This window comes from Saccharibacillus sacchari, assembly GCF_037722395.1.
GTDB classification, from domain to species: domain Bacteria; phylum Bacillota; class Bacilli; order Paenibacillales; family Paenibacillaceae; genus Saccharibacillus; species Saccharibacillus sacchari_A.
In genome coordinates this window covers 132,160-147,304 of the sequence record NZ_JBBKAR010000045.1, presented here as the reverse complement: position 1 = coordinate 147,304, position 15,145 = coordinate 132,160, and the positions used below count along the sequence as shown (strand labels likewise).

Here is a 15,145-nt window from a genome sequence, read left to right as displayed (position 1 = left end):
CACGCTTCCTTTTCCGATTGTGCGTTCGAACAATGATTATAACTGTTTTTATACGGATTTCCCATGACTTTTTGGTGAATGAGTTGTATAATTTTGGAACATAATAGAAGCAGGAACGTAGCTGTAGTAGGCGATTTGATTTGGGTTTGCCCGATATGCCATGCAGGGGCGGATCTGTCGTGAATCGTCGTAAGACATGACCCGTAAACGCCGATCATCGTCGGGATTTAGGGCAATTAAGCTTGGTCAAGCGAATAGCTCGGAGTTTAAAATGAATGTTAACAATTGTTTAGGATTGTTTAATCCGCCATTCGAATGTATTTTAAACATATAAGATATCATAAAAGGTATTCCCGACCGCCCAAATTCTATCGAAATCGAGGGACAGGTATGAAAATTTTGATTACAACCGAATGCTACCGGCCAATCATCAACGGAGTCGTCACCTCGGTGGTCAATCTGCAAAGCGAGCTGGAGAAGAACGGGCATGAGGTCCGGATCTTAACGCTGTCTCCGGATGCGCGTTCGTTCGAGCAAGACGGCGTTACTTATATAGGTTCTGTGGCGGCACTGTATCCCGGTGTGCGTACAGCACTACGTGTACACCGCAGAGAGCTTCGGTCGCTAATCGACTGGAAGCCGGACGTGGTTCATTCGCAATGCGAATTCAGCACATTCCGCATGGCTAGATACATAGCGGGAAAGCTTCATATCCCGATTGTCCATACGTACCATACGGTGTACGAGGACTATACCCATTACTTCTCGCCGAGTCAGACCTGGGGAAAAGCAGCAGTGGCCTGGTTCTCGCGCAATACGTTGCGGCATGTACAGTGCGTAGTGGCGCCGACGGAAAAGGTACATGGCCTGCTTACCGGCTACGGCGTACCCGGGGATATTCAGATCGTACCTACGGGTGTCGATCTGGGCCAGTTCCAAGCCAAATTGTCTGACGAACGTCGCTCTCTTCTAAGAAAGAAGCTTGGGCTGACCGAAAAAGATGTTGTACTGGTTTCTGTCGGGCGGTTAGCCAAGGAAAAGAATCTGGAAGAAATCCTTCGATTCACGTCGGAGTATCAACACCCGGGAGTCAAGTTGCTGGTCGTTGGCGATGGCCCGCATCGTTCTTCGCTGGAACGTTATGCGGCAGAGTTGGGCTTGGGGAATCGAATCGTGTTTGCGGGGATGGTTCAGCCGCATGAAGTTGCCGATTATTACCGGCTGGGGAACTTGTTCGTCAGCGCCTCCAACAGCGAGACGCAGGGGCTCACCTATATTGAAGCAATGGCTTCGGGGCTACCTGTACTATGCCGCCGCGACGATTGCTTGAAGGGCGTTGTCGATACCGGGGCGAACGGTTGGCAATATGAATCGTTTGAGCAGTTCAATGAAGCTCTTTCTTCAGTCTTGAACAGCCGTGAACGGCTGATCGAGCTAGGCCAGCAGGCTCGCCATACGGCACTGGGCAAATATTCATCCTCGGCGTTTGCCGAAAGCGCCGAGCAGATCTATGTTCGGGCGATTGCGGCTTATCGGCCCGTTCCAAGTCGTTTGCTACTGCCTGCCGCTACGAAAGCGGCGATTAAATAAGAAGGATATTCGGGACTCCCGGGTATCCGGCTCCATTTCACGAATCGGAGGAACCGACTATGAAGCCCTTTTCGCTTCGAATCATGATGAATGCCTCGACCGCTGCGGGTCTTGCGGCTTGCGCGGCTCTTGCGGTCTACGGCTTCTATACGGGAATCTTTCGTTCACAGGAGGCGCTGGGCGCATTTCTGGAAGGCTTCGGTGTGTGGGCGCCGCTGATCTTCGTGGTGTTCCAGGCTGTACAGGTGGTCATTCCGATTCTGCCGGGAGGCATCGGCTGCGTGGCGGGCATATTGGTCTTCGGACCGCTGGCCGGGTTTATCTACAATTACGTCGGCATCTGCCTCGGTTCCCTTGCGGCGTTCTTATTGGCACGTAAATACGGCCAACCGATTATCGAAAGCATGTTCAGTCCGAAGCTTCGGGCCAAATATAATCACTGGACGGAAGGGCGCCGCTTCAATAACCTGTTTGCCGTGGCGATCTTCATGCCGGTCGCGCCGGACGATTTCCTGTGCTATCTGGCGGGGACAACGAAGATGACGTTCCGTCGTTTTACCACGATCATCCTGCTCGGCAAGCCTTTGGCAATCGCGGCTTACAGCTTCGGCCTGAGTACGGCGATTACTTATTTTGCAAGACTGCTTGGCATTGTATAAGGGGAGAGCAGGAGTTGTAGCGGCTTCCTCGATCCCCTGTAGCGTCACGCTTCGGAAGGGAAGGAATTTTGATGAAAATATTGCTGTATGCCGGCTCGCTAAAAACGGTGAGTCGCAGCGGCGTGGGCGAAGCGATCCGTCATCAGCGCGAGGCAATGGAACGGCTTGGCGTCGATTATACGATGGACGAGCAAGACGATTACGACCTTGTGCATCTGAATACCATTTTCCCGGATTCGCTGCGCATGGCGCGCAAAGCCAAACGCAAAGGCAAAAAAGTCGTTTACCATGCGCACTCCACCATGGAGGATTTTCGTAATTCATTCATCGGTTCGAACCTGGCTGCGCCGCTGTTCAAGCAGTGGATTTTGCGTTGCTATCGCAGTGCTGACTTGCTGATTACTCCAACCGAATATTCCAAAGGTCTGATTCAAGCCTACGGAAAAATCCCGCCAATCGTAAGTCTGTCGAATGGCGTAGATAGTGCTTTTTTCGCGCCGGATGCACAAGCAGGTCAACGTTTCCGTCATAAGCACGGGTTGTCAGGCGAGGCGAAAGTCGTCATCTCCGTCGGACACTATATCGAGCGCAAAGGGGTATTGGACTTCGTCGAATTGGCGCGTCGGATGCCGGATCACGAGTTTTATTGGTTCGGCTTTACGCCGCTTTATATGGTGCCTGCCAAGATTCGCGAAGCGGTTGAGACGAAGCTGCCGAACCTGCATTTTCCCGGCTACGTGAATCGGGAGGAGCTGCGGGACGCCTATTGCGGCAGCGATCTGTTCCTGTTCGCCACACACGAGGAGACGGAAGGGATTGTGCTGCTGGAAGCGCTGGCTGCGGGAATTCCTGTGCTTGTGCGCGACTTGCCGATCTATGCGGAATGGCTGGAAGATGGGGGCACCGTGTATAAGGCCCGGGATCTGGAGACTTTTGAACGCGGGATTCGGGGAATTACGGAACGCATGTTGCCTGATCTGACCGGGAATGGCCGAGAACTTGCGTTCGGGCTGGATCTGGATGCGGTCGGGCGGCGATTGGTTGAGCTTTACAGTTCGACGTTACATAGCGGAACGGAAAAGCTGAAGGCGCAGGTGGTGCGGCCGGAAGCTTAATGAGTACTCTGTACCCGATGAAGGTAAGGTTGCGCTCGTCCGAAACGAAAAACTACCTAAGGCGTGTGAGGTTTCAGCGAACATCATCCTATGATTAAGAGTTGATAAGGGACTAGGTCATTTTGTGGTGAAGAGCCTGAGTTTTTTATTTTCATTCAAGGTGTTGCAATTCGTTTTACAATCCACTTTTTGGAGAAAAAATCTCCGAAAACCCCAAAAACATAAGAAAAAAAGTAGTTTTCGGCTCTTTTACATAGTATATTACGTATTAAGAGGTGATTTTATGCTAATGGAGTTTACGGTTGGGAACTTTCTGTCGTTCAAAGATAAAGTGACGTTCAAGATGGTTGCTTCTTCGATTAGGGAACATCGGGACACACATACTTTTAATGCGATTAATAATATTGATTTGTTGAAGAGTTCTGTTTTGTATGGAGCTAACGCAAGTGGGAAAAGTAACTTGTTTAAAGCTATGACTTTTATGAGCCAAATGGTACGGAATTCATCGAAGGAAAGTCAGGCTGGAGAAGAAATTGAGGTCGTTCCGTTTAAATTAAATACGTATAATGAGCAGCTACCTAGTTTTTTTGAGATTGTTTTTATCAAAGAAGATCGAATTTATCGTTACGGTTTTGAAGTGAATTGCCAAGAAGTGGTGAGTGAATGGTTGTTTCAAATGAAAAAAAACAAAGAACAACTGCTGTTTGATCGAGAGAAAGAGGATTTTGAAGTTAGTGAGTTGTTTGCTGAAGGAAAAATGCTAACAGATCTTACTCGTAATAATGCATTGTTTTTATCAGTGGCAGCGAACTTCAAAGGAGATATCTCTAATAAAGTCTTGAGTTGGTTTCGTTCTTTTAACATTGTTTCGGGTCTGGTTAATGCAAACTTTCCGATGCTCCATCGGCATTTGAAAAACAAAGAGTTTAAAAAAGAACTTTTAGATATGCTTCGAAATGTTGATCTTGGTTTTGAAGATATCGATCTTTTTGAAGAAGAAGTACCGGGAGAGGTATTAGATGCGATCTTTAAGCTAGGAGAAAGTTTAAGAGGATTGGATCGTGCGAGTGTCAAAGAAATCAAAAATGAGGAAATCAAAACTTTCCATAAAAAGTTTGATGTCGAAGATCGTTTCGTAAGTTATGAAGAGTTCAAACTTATGGAGGAAGAATCCGAAGGCACTAGAAAGTTGTTCTCGTTATTGGCACCGATTATGGATACTTTGAAACAAGGGAAAGTTCTAGTCGTAGATGAGTTAGATGCCAAACTGCATCCAATCCTCACTCAGTTTATTATTAGCTTATTTAATTCTAATATTCACAACCCTCATGAGGCTCAGTTGATTTTTAATTCACATGATACGAACTTACTTCATAGAGATCACTTTAGAAGAGATCAGATTTGGTTTGCAGAGAAGGATCGTTACGGGGCTACAGATTTGTACTCTTTATCTGATTTTAAAGTAAGAAGTGATGCTTCTTATGAAAAAGACTATTTACTCGGTAAATACGGATCCATTCCATTTATTGGAGAGTTTCATTTTACCGAAGAAGGAGAGACTTCTTTAGATGGGGAGTGATGATCTTTTCAAAAAGAGAAAACTTCGCGATGCTGCTTCTTATAAGCGTGACACTGAACAGAAGGGGAAAGACCGAGATCTATTTCTGATTGTGTGTGAAGGAACAAAAAGCGAGCCTCAGTATTTTCAAGGGTTTGGTCTGAGTAATACACATATGGTCGGTGTTGGCGGTTCGCCTCTAACTGTAGTCGATTGTGCAATAAATGAAATCAACAAGAGTAAGAGAAAGAGAAGTCGAATCGCTTACGACCAAGTATGGTGTGTATTTGATCGAGACAGTTTTCCAAAAGATAATTTTAATGAAGCGATCGCTAAAGCGGGTCGAAATGACATTCAGGTAGCTTATTCTAACGAAGCCTTTGAATTGTGGTATATTCTTCACTTTGAGTATCTGAATACAGGCGTGAATAGGCAAGATTATATGACCAAGCTTAACAAGCTTCTCGGTGTTAAGTATGAAAAAAATGAGAAGAACATTCACGAACTGTTGTTGAGAAGTGGGGGGAGTCAGACGCAAGCGATTAATAATGCTAAGAATCTTCTGAAGCTGTACGACCCTATTGATCCAGAAAGTAATAAGCCATCCACTCGAGTGCATGTTCTGGTTGAAGAACTGCTAAAATACAAAAAATGAAAGATCTGCCGCTCCTTTATCATAAGGAGCGGTTTTTAAATTCTTATTTTTCCTTTGCGGTTCTTACCACATACTTGACTTTTTCCAGATCGCATTCGATAAGCATTGTACTGTGTAGCTGAAACCATTTTTGAAAAAAGAGGAGAGGAATTCGTTGGAAGTCGTCACAAGCGAACCAGATCGGCGTCGTATCAAGAAAATGAGGCAAGCTATGAAGGAGCCGTAATGTGCCAGTGCATGGGCTGCTGTAACTCGTTGCTTTGCAGTTCTCCGGCCGGACATCAGGGTTGTTTTTTCGCTACGATGCCGTGCGCGGAGTAAAAGGCGCTCTGTATGTAGGGAGTCCTGAGACCGTTACCAAGAAAATCATCGATCTGCGTAAAAAGGTGTGCATCACCCGCTTCATGTTTTACGCATCGGTTGGCACGAAGAATCACGACGATGTGCTGCGTTCGGTGGAACTGCTCGGCACGAAAATAGCTCCGTTCGTACGTGAAGAGATTGCGGTATGGGAAGCGGCTGGACAGCCGACGGATTAAGTTCAGCGATCGTTAGCTAGTACATAATAGCGCTAATAAATAAACAAAGTATAGACGAATCTGTTCCATTTCGTCCCGTCAAGAGGGTAGTCAAGGCTGTGAGGTGTACCAAGTGGCTCCAACCTTATTGGAAGCTGGCGTCCATGTCCATTCTTGTGACGAGATGACTGGCATTTTGAAAAGCTTGGCCACGCGCGAAGCATTTTTGCAAGATTCTTGGCATTCCATTTATTTTGTCTATACGCCCAAACACTGTTCGTGGTTCAATCGGATCGAGTGCTGGTTTTCGATTCTTGTTCGTCGTCTGCTCAACAAACGTTCGAGCTTTACTTCGCGAGAGGAGCTGGAAACGCGTATCGCCCAATTTATTGACGACTACCACATGCACTTGGCCAAACCTTTCAAAGGGGCTGTCCCAAAAGTCATCCCTAAAAAATCGAGTCCCAAGTTGTTGGAAATTTAATCTGTTTACTTCTTGGCGTTATCGTGTACTAGGTCATTTTATAATAGGTAAAAAAGAACCCTTGTCGCCACCGCGGCCTACTTATCTTCGGATAAGCGGGTCGCGGGGCGAACGGGGTTCTTTTTTATAGACAAATTGATCGCTGCAATACGGCTCTCAACGGTTCGACGCCGATTGGTTTCAAACAAAGATTAAGGCAGTTGATTCCCCGCCGCACGGTAGATGCCGTACCATTCTTCGCGGGACAGCTTCACTTCGCTTGCTTTGATGCAGTCTTTGATCCGCTGAATGTTCGTTGTGCCGGTCACCGGCTGCATGTTCGCCGGGTGACGCAGCAGCCACGCGATCGCGATCGTCGTGTTGCTCACGCCGTGCGCTTCGGCAACTTTGTTGATTTCGGCGTTGAGTTCAGGGAATTTATCGTTGTCCAGGAAGACGCCTTCGAAAAATCCGTATTGGAACGGCGACCACGGTTGGATCGTGATATCATGCAGACGGCAGTAGTCGAGAATGCTTCCGTCGCGATCCACGGACTCGTCGATCAGCATATTCACGTTCACGCCGTTGGAGATCATGTTGGCGTTGGTGATGCTCAGTTGCAACTGGTTGGCGACGAGCGGCTGCTTCACGTGTTTTTTCAACAACTCGATCTGCATCGGCTTCTGGTTGGATACGCCGAAATGACGGACCTTACCGGACGCTTCCAGTTGGTCGAACGCTTCCGCGACTTCTTCCGGCTCTACGAGAGCGTCCGGGCGATGCAGCAGCAGAACGTCGAGATATTCCGTGTTCAAGCGCTTCAGAATTCCGTCGACGGAGGACAGAATGTGTTCTTTGGAAAAGTCGAATTGTCCTTGGCGAATGCCGCACTTGGACTGGAGGATCAGCTTCTCGCGTACGGTTGGACTCATATGTACCGCTTCGGCAAAAATCTCCTCGCATTGGCCTCCGCCGTAGATATCCGCATGATCGAAAAAGTTCGCTCCTTCATCCAACGCGGCTTGCACGAACGCTTCCGCTTCCTTTTTCTCCAGCGAGTTGATGCGCATACAGCCGACAGCGACCACCGGTACGTCGAGGTTGCTTGTTCCGAGCTTGATTGTTCGCATGGTTTCATTCCTCCTTATTGGATCTTCAACAAGACATAGTCATTTTCACATAAAAGTAAAACGGTTTCAAGATGAACGGACCCGCTTCCTTTATTAACAACCCTTTAAACAAGACAAAGAGCCGGCTCTTCGTCTTGTTTAGCGTTGCATGAATCAAATCAGATTTGAGACCTTCTAACTCGTAGAATATACGGAAGTATATGTTCAGAAATAACGTTATGAATCGTAAAGTTTTCGGGTCCTTTGACGCGATGTCCATCCCTATCTTCAAGATTCAGTGGGACATGCCAATGCCAAGGGTCGAACTCTTTGATTTCTTCCGGCGTATCTGCGGGATGATAATGGGCGTGAAACTTTTGCAGAATCTGCCCGTTCCCCGCATACCAATCATAATAATATTCAATAAGATGGATGCCATCAAAAATCTCTTTGCAACTTAGATAGCCATCGTAATGATGAAAAATAATTTTTGCGTTTATTTCTCTTCCTTTTGTGTGATTCAGATGTTCTTTTCCGGTTTCTGTATAGCGCACTGAAAAAATAGCGTTATGCATATACTCCAAGTTAGAGAAGGTTGTTTTATTAATCCCCAGAAGTTTTTGCATGTTCCAGCCTCGCTTTGTACGACCACCAAACTGAAGCATCCGTATCTTCAGTAGTCAATTCTTTTACTGTTTTACCTCCGAAAACCTCTTCAAAAGTTCCTCCATATTTTTCTTCGAGTTTATGGAGACTTTCTTTTAGATAAGAAACTTCATCGATTTCAGGCTGCAGATTTTCCATTTCCCAATTAGCTTTCAATACAGAAACAGATACTCTTTTGCCGGCGGCAAAAATGACTTCGGCATCCTCCGGAATTCTGGACCACTTTTTCCCGTCTTTTTCTGCACCGATAATTTTCCCTTCGCGTAGCCAAGTATTTATGGTTTGAGGAGATACTCCTATATATTTAGCAACATCGGTTGTAGAGAACGTAATTTTGTTTTCTTGATTCGACTCTTCGGAAATATGTCGAAAAAGTTTGGATGTGACATCCAATAATACTTCTTCGTTCATTAAATCTTCTTCACTCAAAGAAAGATCGTACGGCTCGGCACCTCTTACGGCAAACGTTAGGTTTTTAAAAAGAGCTGCAGTCAGCACACGATCTGTTTCGATCATCTTTTTTACATAATTACGAGCAGGTTCTCCGGTTAACAAGCCTCTTTCGATAGCTGTTGGACGCATAATAATCCTCACCTCCTGTTTTCAGTATAAGAGGCTAAGAAATTCTAGTCAACAAACAGAAAGAAAACAGAAAGTAAGCGAAAGAGACTATTCTATTTCAATGGTTGTTTTTTGAATCAACGTTTTTATATATATTGGAAATCAGTCTCCGTGTTCAAGAAATTCAATAGGTCTTCAAGACGTAGAAAACGCGAAGATCGAATGTGCACGTAGCTCTTGATTAAGTACGCTCATATATCTTTCCTTATTTTGGGTTAAATATGAAGTACAACTCAAAAAGGAGTGATCGATATGCCGATAGGGGCTTACGGGCTGTTGCTTGCGGGCATCGCCTTAATTCTGTTGGGTGTTTTGTATTTGCGTCGAGGATTCCTTCCGAGGCCGGAGCCGTATCGCAAATCCGAAGACTGGAAAACGGGCGGCGCCGTTTCGCGCGGGCGCACGGCCGAGTTGGCGGCGGGAACCGCTTTGGTGATCGCCGGAATCATTCTGATTCTCTTTTTCGCGTCGATGCCGTCGCTGTCTCATTTGTTCGAATAGCCGTGCCCAAAAACAACACTTGAAATCTCCGACGAAAAAGCCGATAATGAGTATATAAAATAATTATAGTTACTTACTTTATTTAATATAAACGTCCGATACTCAAAAGTCGGCTTATCGAAAAGGAGATTCAATCATGGAAATCGGTATCAGCACCTTTGTAGAAACAACCCCGGCGGACGGGAACGGACCTACGATCAGCCACGCGGAGCGCATCCGCCAAGTCGTCGAAGAGATCGTGCTTGCGGACAAAGTCGGTCTCGACGTATTCGGCGTAGGCGAGCATCACCGCGTAGACTACGCGGCTTCGGCTCCGGCAGTCATTTTGGCTGCGGCCGCGGCGCGTACGGAAAAAATCCGACTGACCAGCGCGGTAACGGTACTGTCTTCGGCAGATCCGGTGCGGGTGTTCCAAGACTTTTCGACCGTAGACGCGATCTCGAACGGCCGTGCGGAAATTATGGCTGGGCGTGGATCGTTTATCGAATCGTTCCCGCTGTTTGGCTACGACCTGAACGATTACGACGAGCTGTTCGACGAGAAGCTGGAGCTGCTGCTCAAGATTCAGGAGTCGGAGATCGTGGATTGGAAAGGCGGCCACCGCCCTGCGATCAAAAGCCGTGGCGTATATCCGCGTCCGGTACAGGAAAAGCTCCCGATCTGGATCGGCAGCGGCGGCAATCAGGAATCGGTTGTGCGCGCGGGCCTGTTGAATCTTCCGCTCGTGTTGGCGATTATCGGCGGACGTCCCGTACAATTTGCCCCGCTGGTCGACCTGTACAAACGGGCAGCCGAGCACGGTGGGCATGATGCTTCGCTGCTTCCGGTCGCTTCCCATTCGCACGGCCTGGTTGGGGATACGGACGACGAAGCGGCGGACAAGTTCTTCCCTTCGATGCAATATGCGATGAACGTGCTCGGCAAAGAACGCGGCTGGGGCCCGTACACCCGTCAGGGATATGACGTGCTGCGCGGTCGGGAAGGCGCTTTGTACGTCGGCAGCCCGGAGACGGTCGCCCAAAAAATCATTGATCTGCGTAAAAAGGTGGGCATCACCCGCTTCATGCTGCACACGCCGGTCGGCACGATGAAAAATCACGACGACGTGCTGCGTTCGGTGGAACTGCTCGGTACGAAAGTGGCTCCGATCGTGCGCGAAGAGATCGCGGCATGGGAAGCGGCCGGGCAACCGGCGGATTGAGGCGAGCGCAACCCTGTCGACCGTCGTCGATCCGGCGGAATCCCGGATCGGCCAGGGCCGACGCGCCAATACCTGCATATCTCCATTTAAAGAAAGCCTTCATGAGCCGATTCCGGTTTTTCGCTCGAAATAACTGGATATCCGCATTTATTTGATGAATTAAGCTGAACGGTATCCGTTTACCTGTAGATCTGCTGTTATTTTGATTGGTCGTGATTTTGAAAAAGCAGACCGGCCCGCGATCTCGAATCGCGGGCTTTTTTGTTGCTTCGCAAGAAGACCGGGAGGAAGGCTGATGTTTGCATAGCCATGCCTTTTCGAATTCGAACTACGAAGCGTACAGTCCGCTAGAAATCCGTAAACGGGTTTGAGCCGCGGCGAGTCATGACGTTGAACGTTTCGAATATTCCTTTACAGGAATATTCAACTCGGTTATAGTACACCTATCACAAGCCAAAACGCGAAAAGAGGCGATCTTGCGCAGGCTCAGCAGGCGTGACGAAAGAGTTGCCGCCCAGTACTATCTCAACGCTCAAGGTAAGATTGACCAAGCTACGAGTTGCAAAGCTGCGCAGCACCCATATGGATGAACAGAATACCGCTTTATTCGCTGCTTTGGCTGAACCGAGCCGGATGCGGATCGTGTCTTTGCTGCGCGGCGGACCGCTGAGCGTGGGCGAGATCGCGCAGCGGTTGCAGATTCGCCAGCCGCAGGCTTCGAAGCATCTCAAGGTGCTTCAGCAGGCAGGCGTCGTCGAAGTCGAGGCGGAAGCGAATCGCAGGCATTATCGACTTCGGGCGGAACCTTTTCAAGAGCTGGAGATTTGGCTGACCGGTTATCGGGAATTATGGAACGAGCGCTTCGACAGGCTGGATGACTATTTGAAGCAAATGCCGGACTGACGGATTATAGGGAAGCACCAATAGCTGTACATTCATGATTTCGGGGAGGATTTCGACATGGGAGAAATGACAATCAAGGCCGAAGGACTGGAATTCGCAATGGAACGCGTGTTTAACGCACCGCAAGGCAAGGTGTTTGCTGCCTTTACCGAATGTGAGCATCTGAAGCATTGGTGGGGACCGCGCGGTTGGGAGCTTACGGCGTGCAATCTCGACTTCCGTCCGGAAGGGGCCTGGCACTACTGCATGACATGCAAAGATGAGTCGCAGGGCGAATTTTTCGGCATGGAGTCCTGGGGCAAGGCCGTTTATCGGGCAATCGATGCACCGAATTCTATCGTCTATACGGATTATTTTTCCGATGCCGAAGGTACGATCAACGAAGATCTGCCTCCATCCGATACTACGCTCGTTTTTGAAGAATTCGAAGGCGGAACCAAAGTCGTCTCCCGTACCTTGTACGATTCGGAAGAGTCGCTCAAGACGGTTATCGAAATGGGCATGGAGCAGGGCATTCGCGAGACTTGGGATCGTCTGGACGAGTATCTGGGATAAATAGCTTCCCAAACGACTGAAGCCGTAGGCGATTATGCTTGCGGCTTTTGAGTACGTACTTCGAGAAAAGATGTTTTGTGCAGTATGATGGATTTCGGCGAGATAAGCCATACATTCAATACGAAGGAGAAGACGTTACCCCACGTCACACACGATTATGCGAGTAGAGCGATTGCTCTCGATGCTGTTGATGATTTCCGGTAAAGGCACGGTAACGGGCAAGGAGCTTGCCGAGCACTTCGAAGTGTCCTTGCGCACGGTTTACCGGGATATCGAGAAAATAAGCGAAGCGGGTATCCCGATCGCGTCGTCCAGCGGCAAAGGCGGCGGATATTACATCATGGACGGCTATAACGTAAGCAGTCTTTTTTTGAACCGGGACGAAGCTTATGCGTTTGCAGCCGTCATGAGAAATTTGCATGGATTGTTCGGGCGGCGCGAAATTTTCGGCGATGTAGCGCTGAAGGTCGAACATCTTTATAAGCAAAAACCGAATACGGACAAGTGGACGCTGGATCTGTCGCATTTCAGCATGGAGCAGGAGATCAAAGATTATCTCGGGATCATCAGCGAATCCATCTGCAATAACAGGCTGTTGGTGTTCGACTACGTCAACAGGAATATGGAAAGCATGGAGCGAACCGTAGAACCGAGCCGGATCGACTTTCGTGAAGGCCATTGGTACGTGATCGGCTTTTGCCGGATTCGAAAAGACTACCGCAGATTCAAGCTCGTGCGCATCAAGCGATTGGAACAAGGGCCGCCGTTCGTGAAAAGAGAGCTGTCGGAAGCACGAATCGCGGAGGTGATCGAGCAGAGCTATTTGCGGCGCGATATTCCGGTCCTCTTAAGATTCACTCCGCAAATCGGGGCGCGGCTTACCGAATATTTCCGGGGAGAAAAGATCAGCCGGGATGAAGAAGGATTCTTCCTCGTCGCGGATGCTTTTCCTCATGAAGAAGGTCTGTTGAAGTTCGTTTTAAGCTTCGGCAAAGAATGCGAGCTGCTGGAACCTCCCCAACTGCGTGCAGAGTTGCGGCGCTATATGCAAAATATGCTTGTCTTTTACAATGACTGACGCCCTGGTGTCAGTCATTGTGCTTTATAGTGAAAGCATCCAAGCAAGCCGCAAAGAATGGAGAGGATTAAGTTTGAGTACCCGATATTATTTCAGTTGGTTTTATGGTTTTTTGCCCGAGAAGCTGGTCCGGAGTCTGCATGAAGACATACAAGGCCGAAAATCGTTGGTTCTGATCAGCGCTCAACCTTCCGATTACGCAGGCGACCAAGTCGACTATGCGGATATTTCGGAGTTGACGTGGCTGACTCAAGCGGATCTTATTTTTGAGGAATGCCATTTTATCGATTACCGGACGCAAAAAGAAGAAGCCGCGCGATTGATTGCGGAAGCTTCCGTCGTCTTTTTATGCGGCGGCGATCCGGTTCGGCAACATGATTTTTTGGCGGAATATGATTTGCCCGGCGCGATCCAAAAAAGCGAGGCGGTGATTATGGCGGCCAGCGCCGGATCGTTGAACCTGTCCGCAGCATGGTTAAGAACGGAAGACCCCGAAGACGAAGCGGCAGCACAAACTCTTTACGAAGGAATCGGCTTGGATCGTTTTGCCTACGAAACCCATGCCAAGCGCGACCATGCTACATTTGCCCAAGGCTATCTGTTCCCGTTGTCCGAAAAGATCGGCATTTATGCGGCAGAACAAGAGAGTGCGATTCGTGTAAAAAACGGCAAAATAGACGTCCTGGGTTCCGTATATTTCATTTCGCGCTCGAATATTCAGAAGTTGTCGGAAACGCTCTGACGAGGACAGGCCAACAGCGCAGATTCGTGTCGAAGTGAAAAGACTTCGGGATGAACCTGCGCTTTTTTTAACGAAAAACTTTCCTCTGAAGCAGCTCAAGCGCCGCTTCCAACTCCTTCAACTCTTGCTCCGTCAACCCCGCGATACGCTGCTCAAACCCTTGCTGGGCTTGCGCGAACACGCGTCCCATCATCGCCTGTCCGTCTGCCGAGAGCCGAAAAAGCTGGCGGCGCCGGTCGGCGTCATCCGTGGCTTTTTCACAGAGTTCTTTTTCCATCAGCTTGCGTAATTCACGGCTTGTGTTCGGCAGCGACAGATCCACGCAATCCGCGATCTCGCTCGGCGTTACGGGCTGACTGACCATCATATGTTCCAAAATTTTATATTGAGCAGGCGTTACGTCTTCGCTTTTCACGCCCCGGGTCAATTCATGGCTGACTTCATGCACGTCTGCCGTAAACGCAACGAATTTTTGAAATAAAGCACCATGATCCATGTTCTCACCTCTTGCGTCCAACATAGCAAAAAACTTATCCATATACAATTATCATTTGACAACTATAGTTCGTACGTGCTACCTTTTTGTTATCAAAAGATAAGTAAAAGGAGAACTTCCCTATGAACCTATTGTTGATCTATGCACATCCCAACCATAAAAGCTTGAGTTATTCGTTTATGCAGCAGGTGCTGCGCGGCGCGGACGAGAATAGAGAAGTCAAAGAAACCCGAGTGCTCGACTTGTACGAAGAAGGCTTTGACCCGGTACTGATGTTCAACGAGGAAAAAAGAAGACGGGACATGCACGCCGATCCCGAGCTGACACGTCACCGCGAGCTGATGTTATGGGCAGATAAGATCGTGTTCGTCTATCCGATCTGGTGGGGACGTCCGCCCGCGATGCTGATGGGCTTTATCGACAAAATGTTCGCTTCGAATTTTGCGTACCGAGACAAAGGCGGCCTGCTGCCGGAAGGCCTGCTCAAAGGCAAATCGGTCGTCTGCGTGTCCGTGATGAAAGGGCCGACCGGCTACCTGCAATTGTGGCTGGGCAATGCCCATCGCATTCTGATGCGCAAAGCGCTGTTCAACTACGTCGGAATCAAGAAAGTGAAGTTTTTCGAATTCGGCAATATGGAAAGCCCGAAAGGCAAGCATGGGCAAAAGCTGGACAAGGTGTATCGGTATTTCCGGGCGGTTACGAACTGAGTCGA

At 48.5% G+C, this 15,145-nt stretch carries 17 protein-coding genes and 1 pseudogene; 14 read left to right on the top strand and 4 right to left on the bottom strand.

Annotated features, from left to right (window positions below; translation table 11 throughout):
• Nucleotides 1-390: 390 nt before the first annotated feature.
• The 7 genes and pseudogenes from WKI47_RS17410 (at nucleotide 391) to WKI47_RS26220 (ending at nucleotide 6,579) form a co-directional block, all read left to right on the top strand.
• Nucleotides 391-1,590 carry a glycosyltransferase family 4 protein gene (locus tag WKI47_RS17410; RefSeq protein ID WP_340228435.1) on the top strand — a complete coding sequence of 400 codons (1,200 nt, stop codon included), beginning with the start codon at nucleotides 391-393 and terminating at the stop codon, nucleotides 1,588-1,590.
• Between the two features lie 59 nt (nucleotides 1,591-1,649).
• The gene (locus WKI47_RS17405; RefSeq protein WP_340228434.1) at nucleotides 1,650-2,249 is read left to right on the top strand and encodes a TVP38/TMEM64 family protein; all 600 of its coding nucleotides are present in this window, start codon (nucleotides 1,650-1,652) and stop codon (nucleotides 2,247-2,249) included.
• Between the two features lie 71 nt (nucleotides 2,250-2,320).
• Nucleotides 2,321-3,364, top strand: a complete 1,044-nt coding sequence (locus tag WKI47_RS17400; protein WP_340228433.1) for a glycosyltransferase — start codon at nucleotides 2,321-2,323, stop codon at nucleotides 3,362-3,364.
• Between the two features lie 283 nt (nucleotides 3,365-3,647).
• Complete coding sequence (locus tag WKI47_RS17395) at nucleotides 3,648-4,943, top strand: ATP-binding protein (RefSeq protein ID WP_340228432.1); 1,296 nt, start codon at nucleotides 3,648-3,650, stop codon at nucleotides 4,941-4,943.
• A complete protein-coding gene (locus WKI47_RS17390) occupies nucleotides 4,933-5,577 on the top strand; it encodes an RloB family protein (protein WP_340228431.1) in 645 nt (214 codons plus the stop codon). Before WKI47_RS17395 ends, WKI47_RS17390 begins: the two co-directional genes overlap by 11 nt.
• Nucleotides 5,578-5,876: 299 nt before the next feature.
• Nucleotides 5,877-6,116: pseudogene (locus tag WKI47_RS17385) on the top strand (LLM class flavin-dependent oxidoreductase); the annotation flags it as partial.
• Nucleotides 6,117-6,279: 163 nt separating this feature from the next.
• Entirely contained in the window at nucleotides 6,280-6,579 is a 300-nt protein-coding gene (locus WKI47_RS26220; protein ID WP_425355478.1) for a transposase, read from the top strand.
• 191 nt (nucleotides 6,580-6,770) lie between these two features.
• On the opposite strand, the gene WKI47_RS17380 is transcribed toward WKI47_RS26220, so the two are convergent.
• From WKI47_RS17380 to WKI47_RS17370, 3 genes are all read right to left on the bottom strand, one after another.
• Nucleotides 6,771-7,688: an aldo/keto reductase family oxidoreductase gene (locus tag WKI47_RS17380; RefSeq protein WP_340228430.1), complete on the bottom strand. Its 918-nt coding sequence runs from the start codon at nucleotides 7,686-7,688 to the stop codon at nucleotides 6,771-6,773.
• A 158-nt stretch (nucleotides 7,689-7,846) separates the two neighbouring features.
• Nucleotides 7,847-8,293 carry a hypothetical protein gene (locus WKI47_RS17375; protein WP_340228429.1) on the bottom strand — a complete coding sequence of 149 codons (447 nt, stop codon included), beginning with the start codon at nucleotides 8,291-8,293 and terminating at the stop codon, nucleotides 7,847-7,849.
• Nucleotides 8,271-8,915, bottom strand: a complete 645-nt coding sequence (locus tag WKI47_RS17370) for a helix-turn-helix domain-containing protein (RefSeq protein ID WP_340228428.1) — start codon at nucleotides 8,913-8,915, stop codon at nucleotides 8,271-8,273. The genes WKI47_RS17375 and WKI47_RS17370 overlap by 23 nt, the downstream gene beginning before the upstream one ends.
• A 291-nt stretch (nucleotides 8,916-9,206) precedes the next feature.
• Here WKI47_RS17370 and WKI47_RS17365 point away from each other — a divergent pair, with 291 nt between their 5' ends.
• The 6 genes from WKI47_RS17365 (at nucleotide 9,207) to WKI47_RS17340 (ending at nucleotide 13,934) form a co-directional block, all read left to right on the top strand.
• Nucleotides 9,207-9,455: a hypothetical protein gene (locus tag WKI47_RS17365; RefSeq protein WP_340228427.1), complete on the top strand. Its 249-nt coding sequence runs from the start codon at nucleotides 9,207-9,209 to the stop codon at nucleotides 9,453-9,455.
• Nucleotides 9,456-9,591: 136 nt separating this feature from the next.
• Nucleotides 9,592-10,656: an LLM class flavin-dependent oxidoreductase gene (locus WKI47_RS17360; protein ID WP_340228426.1), complete on the top strand. Its 1,065-nt coding sequence runs from the start codon at nucleotides 9,592-9,594 to the stop codon at nucleotides 10,654-10,656.
• 582 nt (nucleotides 10,657-11,238) lie between these two features.
• Complete coding sequence (locus WKI47_RS17355) at nucleotides 11,239-11,559, top strand: metalloregulator ArsR/SmtB family transcription factor (RefSeq protein ID WP_340228425.1); 321 nt, start codon at nucleotides 11,239-11,241, stop codon at nucleotides 11,557-11,559.
• A gap of 57 nt (nucleotides 11,560-11,616) precedes the next feature.
• Nucleotides 11,617-12,114 carry an SRPBCC domain-containing protein gene (locus tag WKI47_RS17350; protein WP_340228424.1) on the top strand — a complete coding sequence of 166 codons (498 nt, stop codon included), beginning with the start codon at nucleotides 11,617-11,619 and terminating at the stop codon, nucleotides 12,112-12,114.
• Between the two features lie 181 nt (nucleotides 12,115-12,295).
• Nucleotides 12,296-13,192, top strand: a complete 897-nt coding sequence (locus WKI47_RS17345) for a YafY family protein (protein WP_340228423.1) — start codon at nucleotides 12,296-12,298, stop codon at nucleotides 13,190-13,192.
• A 73-nt stretch (nucleotides 13,193-13,265) separates the two neighbouring features.
• Complete coding sequence (locus WKI47_RS17340; protein ID WP_340228422.1) at nucleotides 13,266-13,934, top strand: Type 1 glutamine amidotransferase-like domain-containing protein; 669 nt, start codon at nucleotides 13,266-13,268, stop codon at nucleotides 13,932-13,934.
• Nucleotides 13,935-14,001: 67 nt separating this feature from the next.
• On the opposite strand, the gene WKI47_RS17335 is transcribed toward WKI47_RS17340, so the two are convergent.
• Nucleotides 14,002-14,430 carry a MarR family winged helix-turn-helix transcriptional regulator gene (locus tag WKI47_RS17335; protein ID WP_340228421.1) on the bottom strand — a complete coding sequence of 143 codons (429 nt, stop codon included), beginning with the start codon at nucleotides 14,428-14,430 and terminating at the stop codon, nucleotides 14,002-14,004.
• A 122-nt stretch (nucleotides 14,431-14,552) separates the two neighbouring features.
• Here WKI47_RS17335 and WKI47_RS17330 point away from each other — a divergent pair, with 122 nt between their 5' ends.
• A complete protein-coding gene (locus WKI47_RS17330; RefSeq protein WP_340228420.1) occupies nucleotides 14,553-15,140 on the top strand; it encodes an NAD(P)H-dependent oxidoreductase in 588 nt (195 codons plus the stop codon).
• Nucleotides 15,141-15,145: the final 5 nt, after the last annotated feature.

Bases quoted from the DNA above. Each gene is read 5' to 3' on its own strand.
- WKI47_RS17365 (WP_340228427.1), top strand. From the start codon at position 9,207: ATGCCGATAGGGGCTTACGGGCTGTTGCTTGCGGGCATCGCCTTAATT.
- WKI47_RS17380 (WP_340228430.1), bottom strand. From the start codon at position 7,688: ATGCGAACAATCAAGCTCGGAACAAGCAACCTCGACGTACCGGTGGTC.
- WKI47_RS17410 (WP_340228435.1), top strand. From the start codon at position 391: ATGAAAATTTTGATTACAACCGAATGCTACCGGCCAATCATCAACGGA.
- WKI47_RS17400 (WP_340228433.1), top strand. From the start codon at position 2,321: ATGAAAATATTGCTGTATGCCGGCTCGCTAAAAACGGTGAGTCGCAGC.
- WKI47_RS17355 (WP_340228425.1), top strand. From the start codon at position 11,239: ATGGATGAACAGAATACCGCTTTATTCGCTGCTTTGGCTGAACCGAGC.
- WKI47_RS17405 (WP_340228434.1), top strand. From the start codon at position 1,650: ATGAAGCCCTTTTCGCTTCGAATCATGATGAATGCCTCGACCGCTGCG.
- WKI47_RS17335 (WP_340228421.1), bottom strand. From the start codon at position 14,430: ATGGATCATGGTGCTTTATTTCAAAAATTCGTTGCGTTTACGGCAGAC.
- WKI47_RS17330 (WP_340228420.1), top strand. From the start codon at position 14,553: ATGAACCTATTGTTGATCTATGCACATCCCAACCATAAAAGCTTGAGT.
- WKI47_RS17375 (WP_340228429.1), bottom strand. From the start codon at position 8,293: ATGCAAAAACTTCTGGGGATTAATAAAACAACCTTCTCTAACTTGGAG.
- WKI47_RS17395 (WP_340228432.1), top strand. From the start codon at position 3,648: ATGCTAATGGAGTTTACGGTTGGGAACTTTCTGTCGTTCAAAGATAAA.
- WKI47_RS17350 (WP_340228424.1), top strand. From the start codon at position 11,617: ATGGGAGAAATGACAATCAAGGCCGAAGGACTGGAATTCGCAATGGAA.
- WKI47_RS17370 (WP_340228428.1), bottom strand. From the start codon at position 8,915: ATGCGTCCAACAGCTATCGAAAGAGGCTTGTTAACCGGAGAACCTGCT.
- WKI47_RS26220 (WP_425355478.1), top strand. From the start codon at position 6,280: ATGACTGGCATTTTGAAAAGCTTGGCCACGCGCGAAGCATTTTTGCAA.
- WKI47_RS17345 (WP_340228423.1), top strand. From the start codon at position 12,296: ATGCTGTTGATGATTTCCGGTAAAGGCACGGTAACGGGCAAGGAGCTT.
- WKI47_RS17390 (WP_340228431.1), top strand. From the start codon at position 4,933: ATGGGGAGTGATGATCTTTTCAAAAAGAGAAAACTTCGCGATGCTGCT.
- WKI47_RS17360 (WP_340228426.1), top strand. From the start codon at position 9,592: ATGGAAATCGGTATCAGCACCTTTGTAGAAACAACCCCGGCGGACGGG.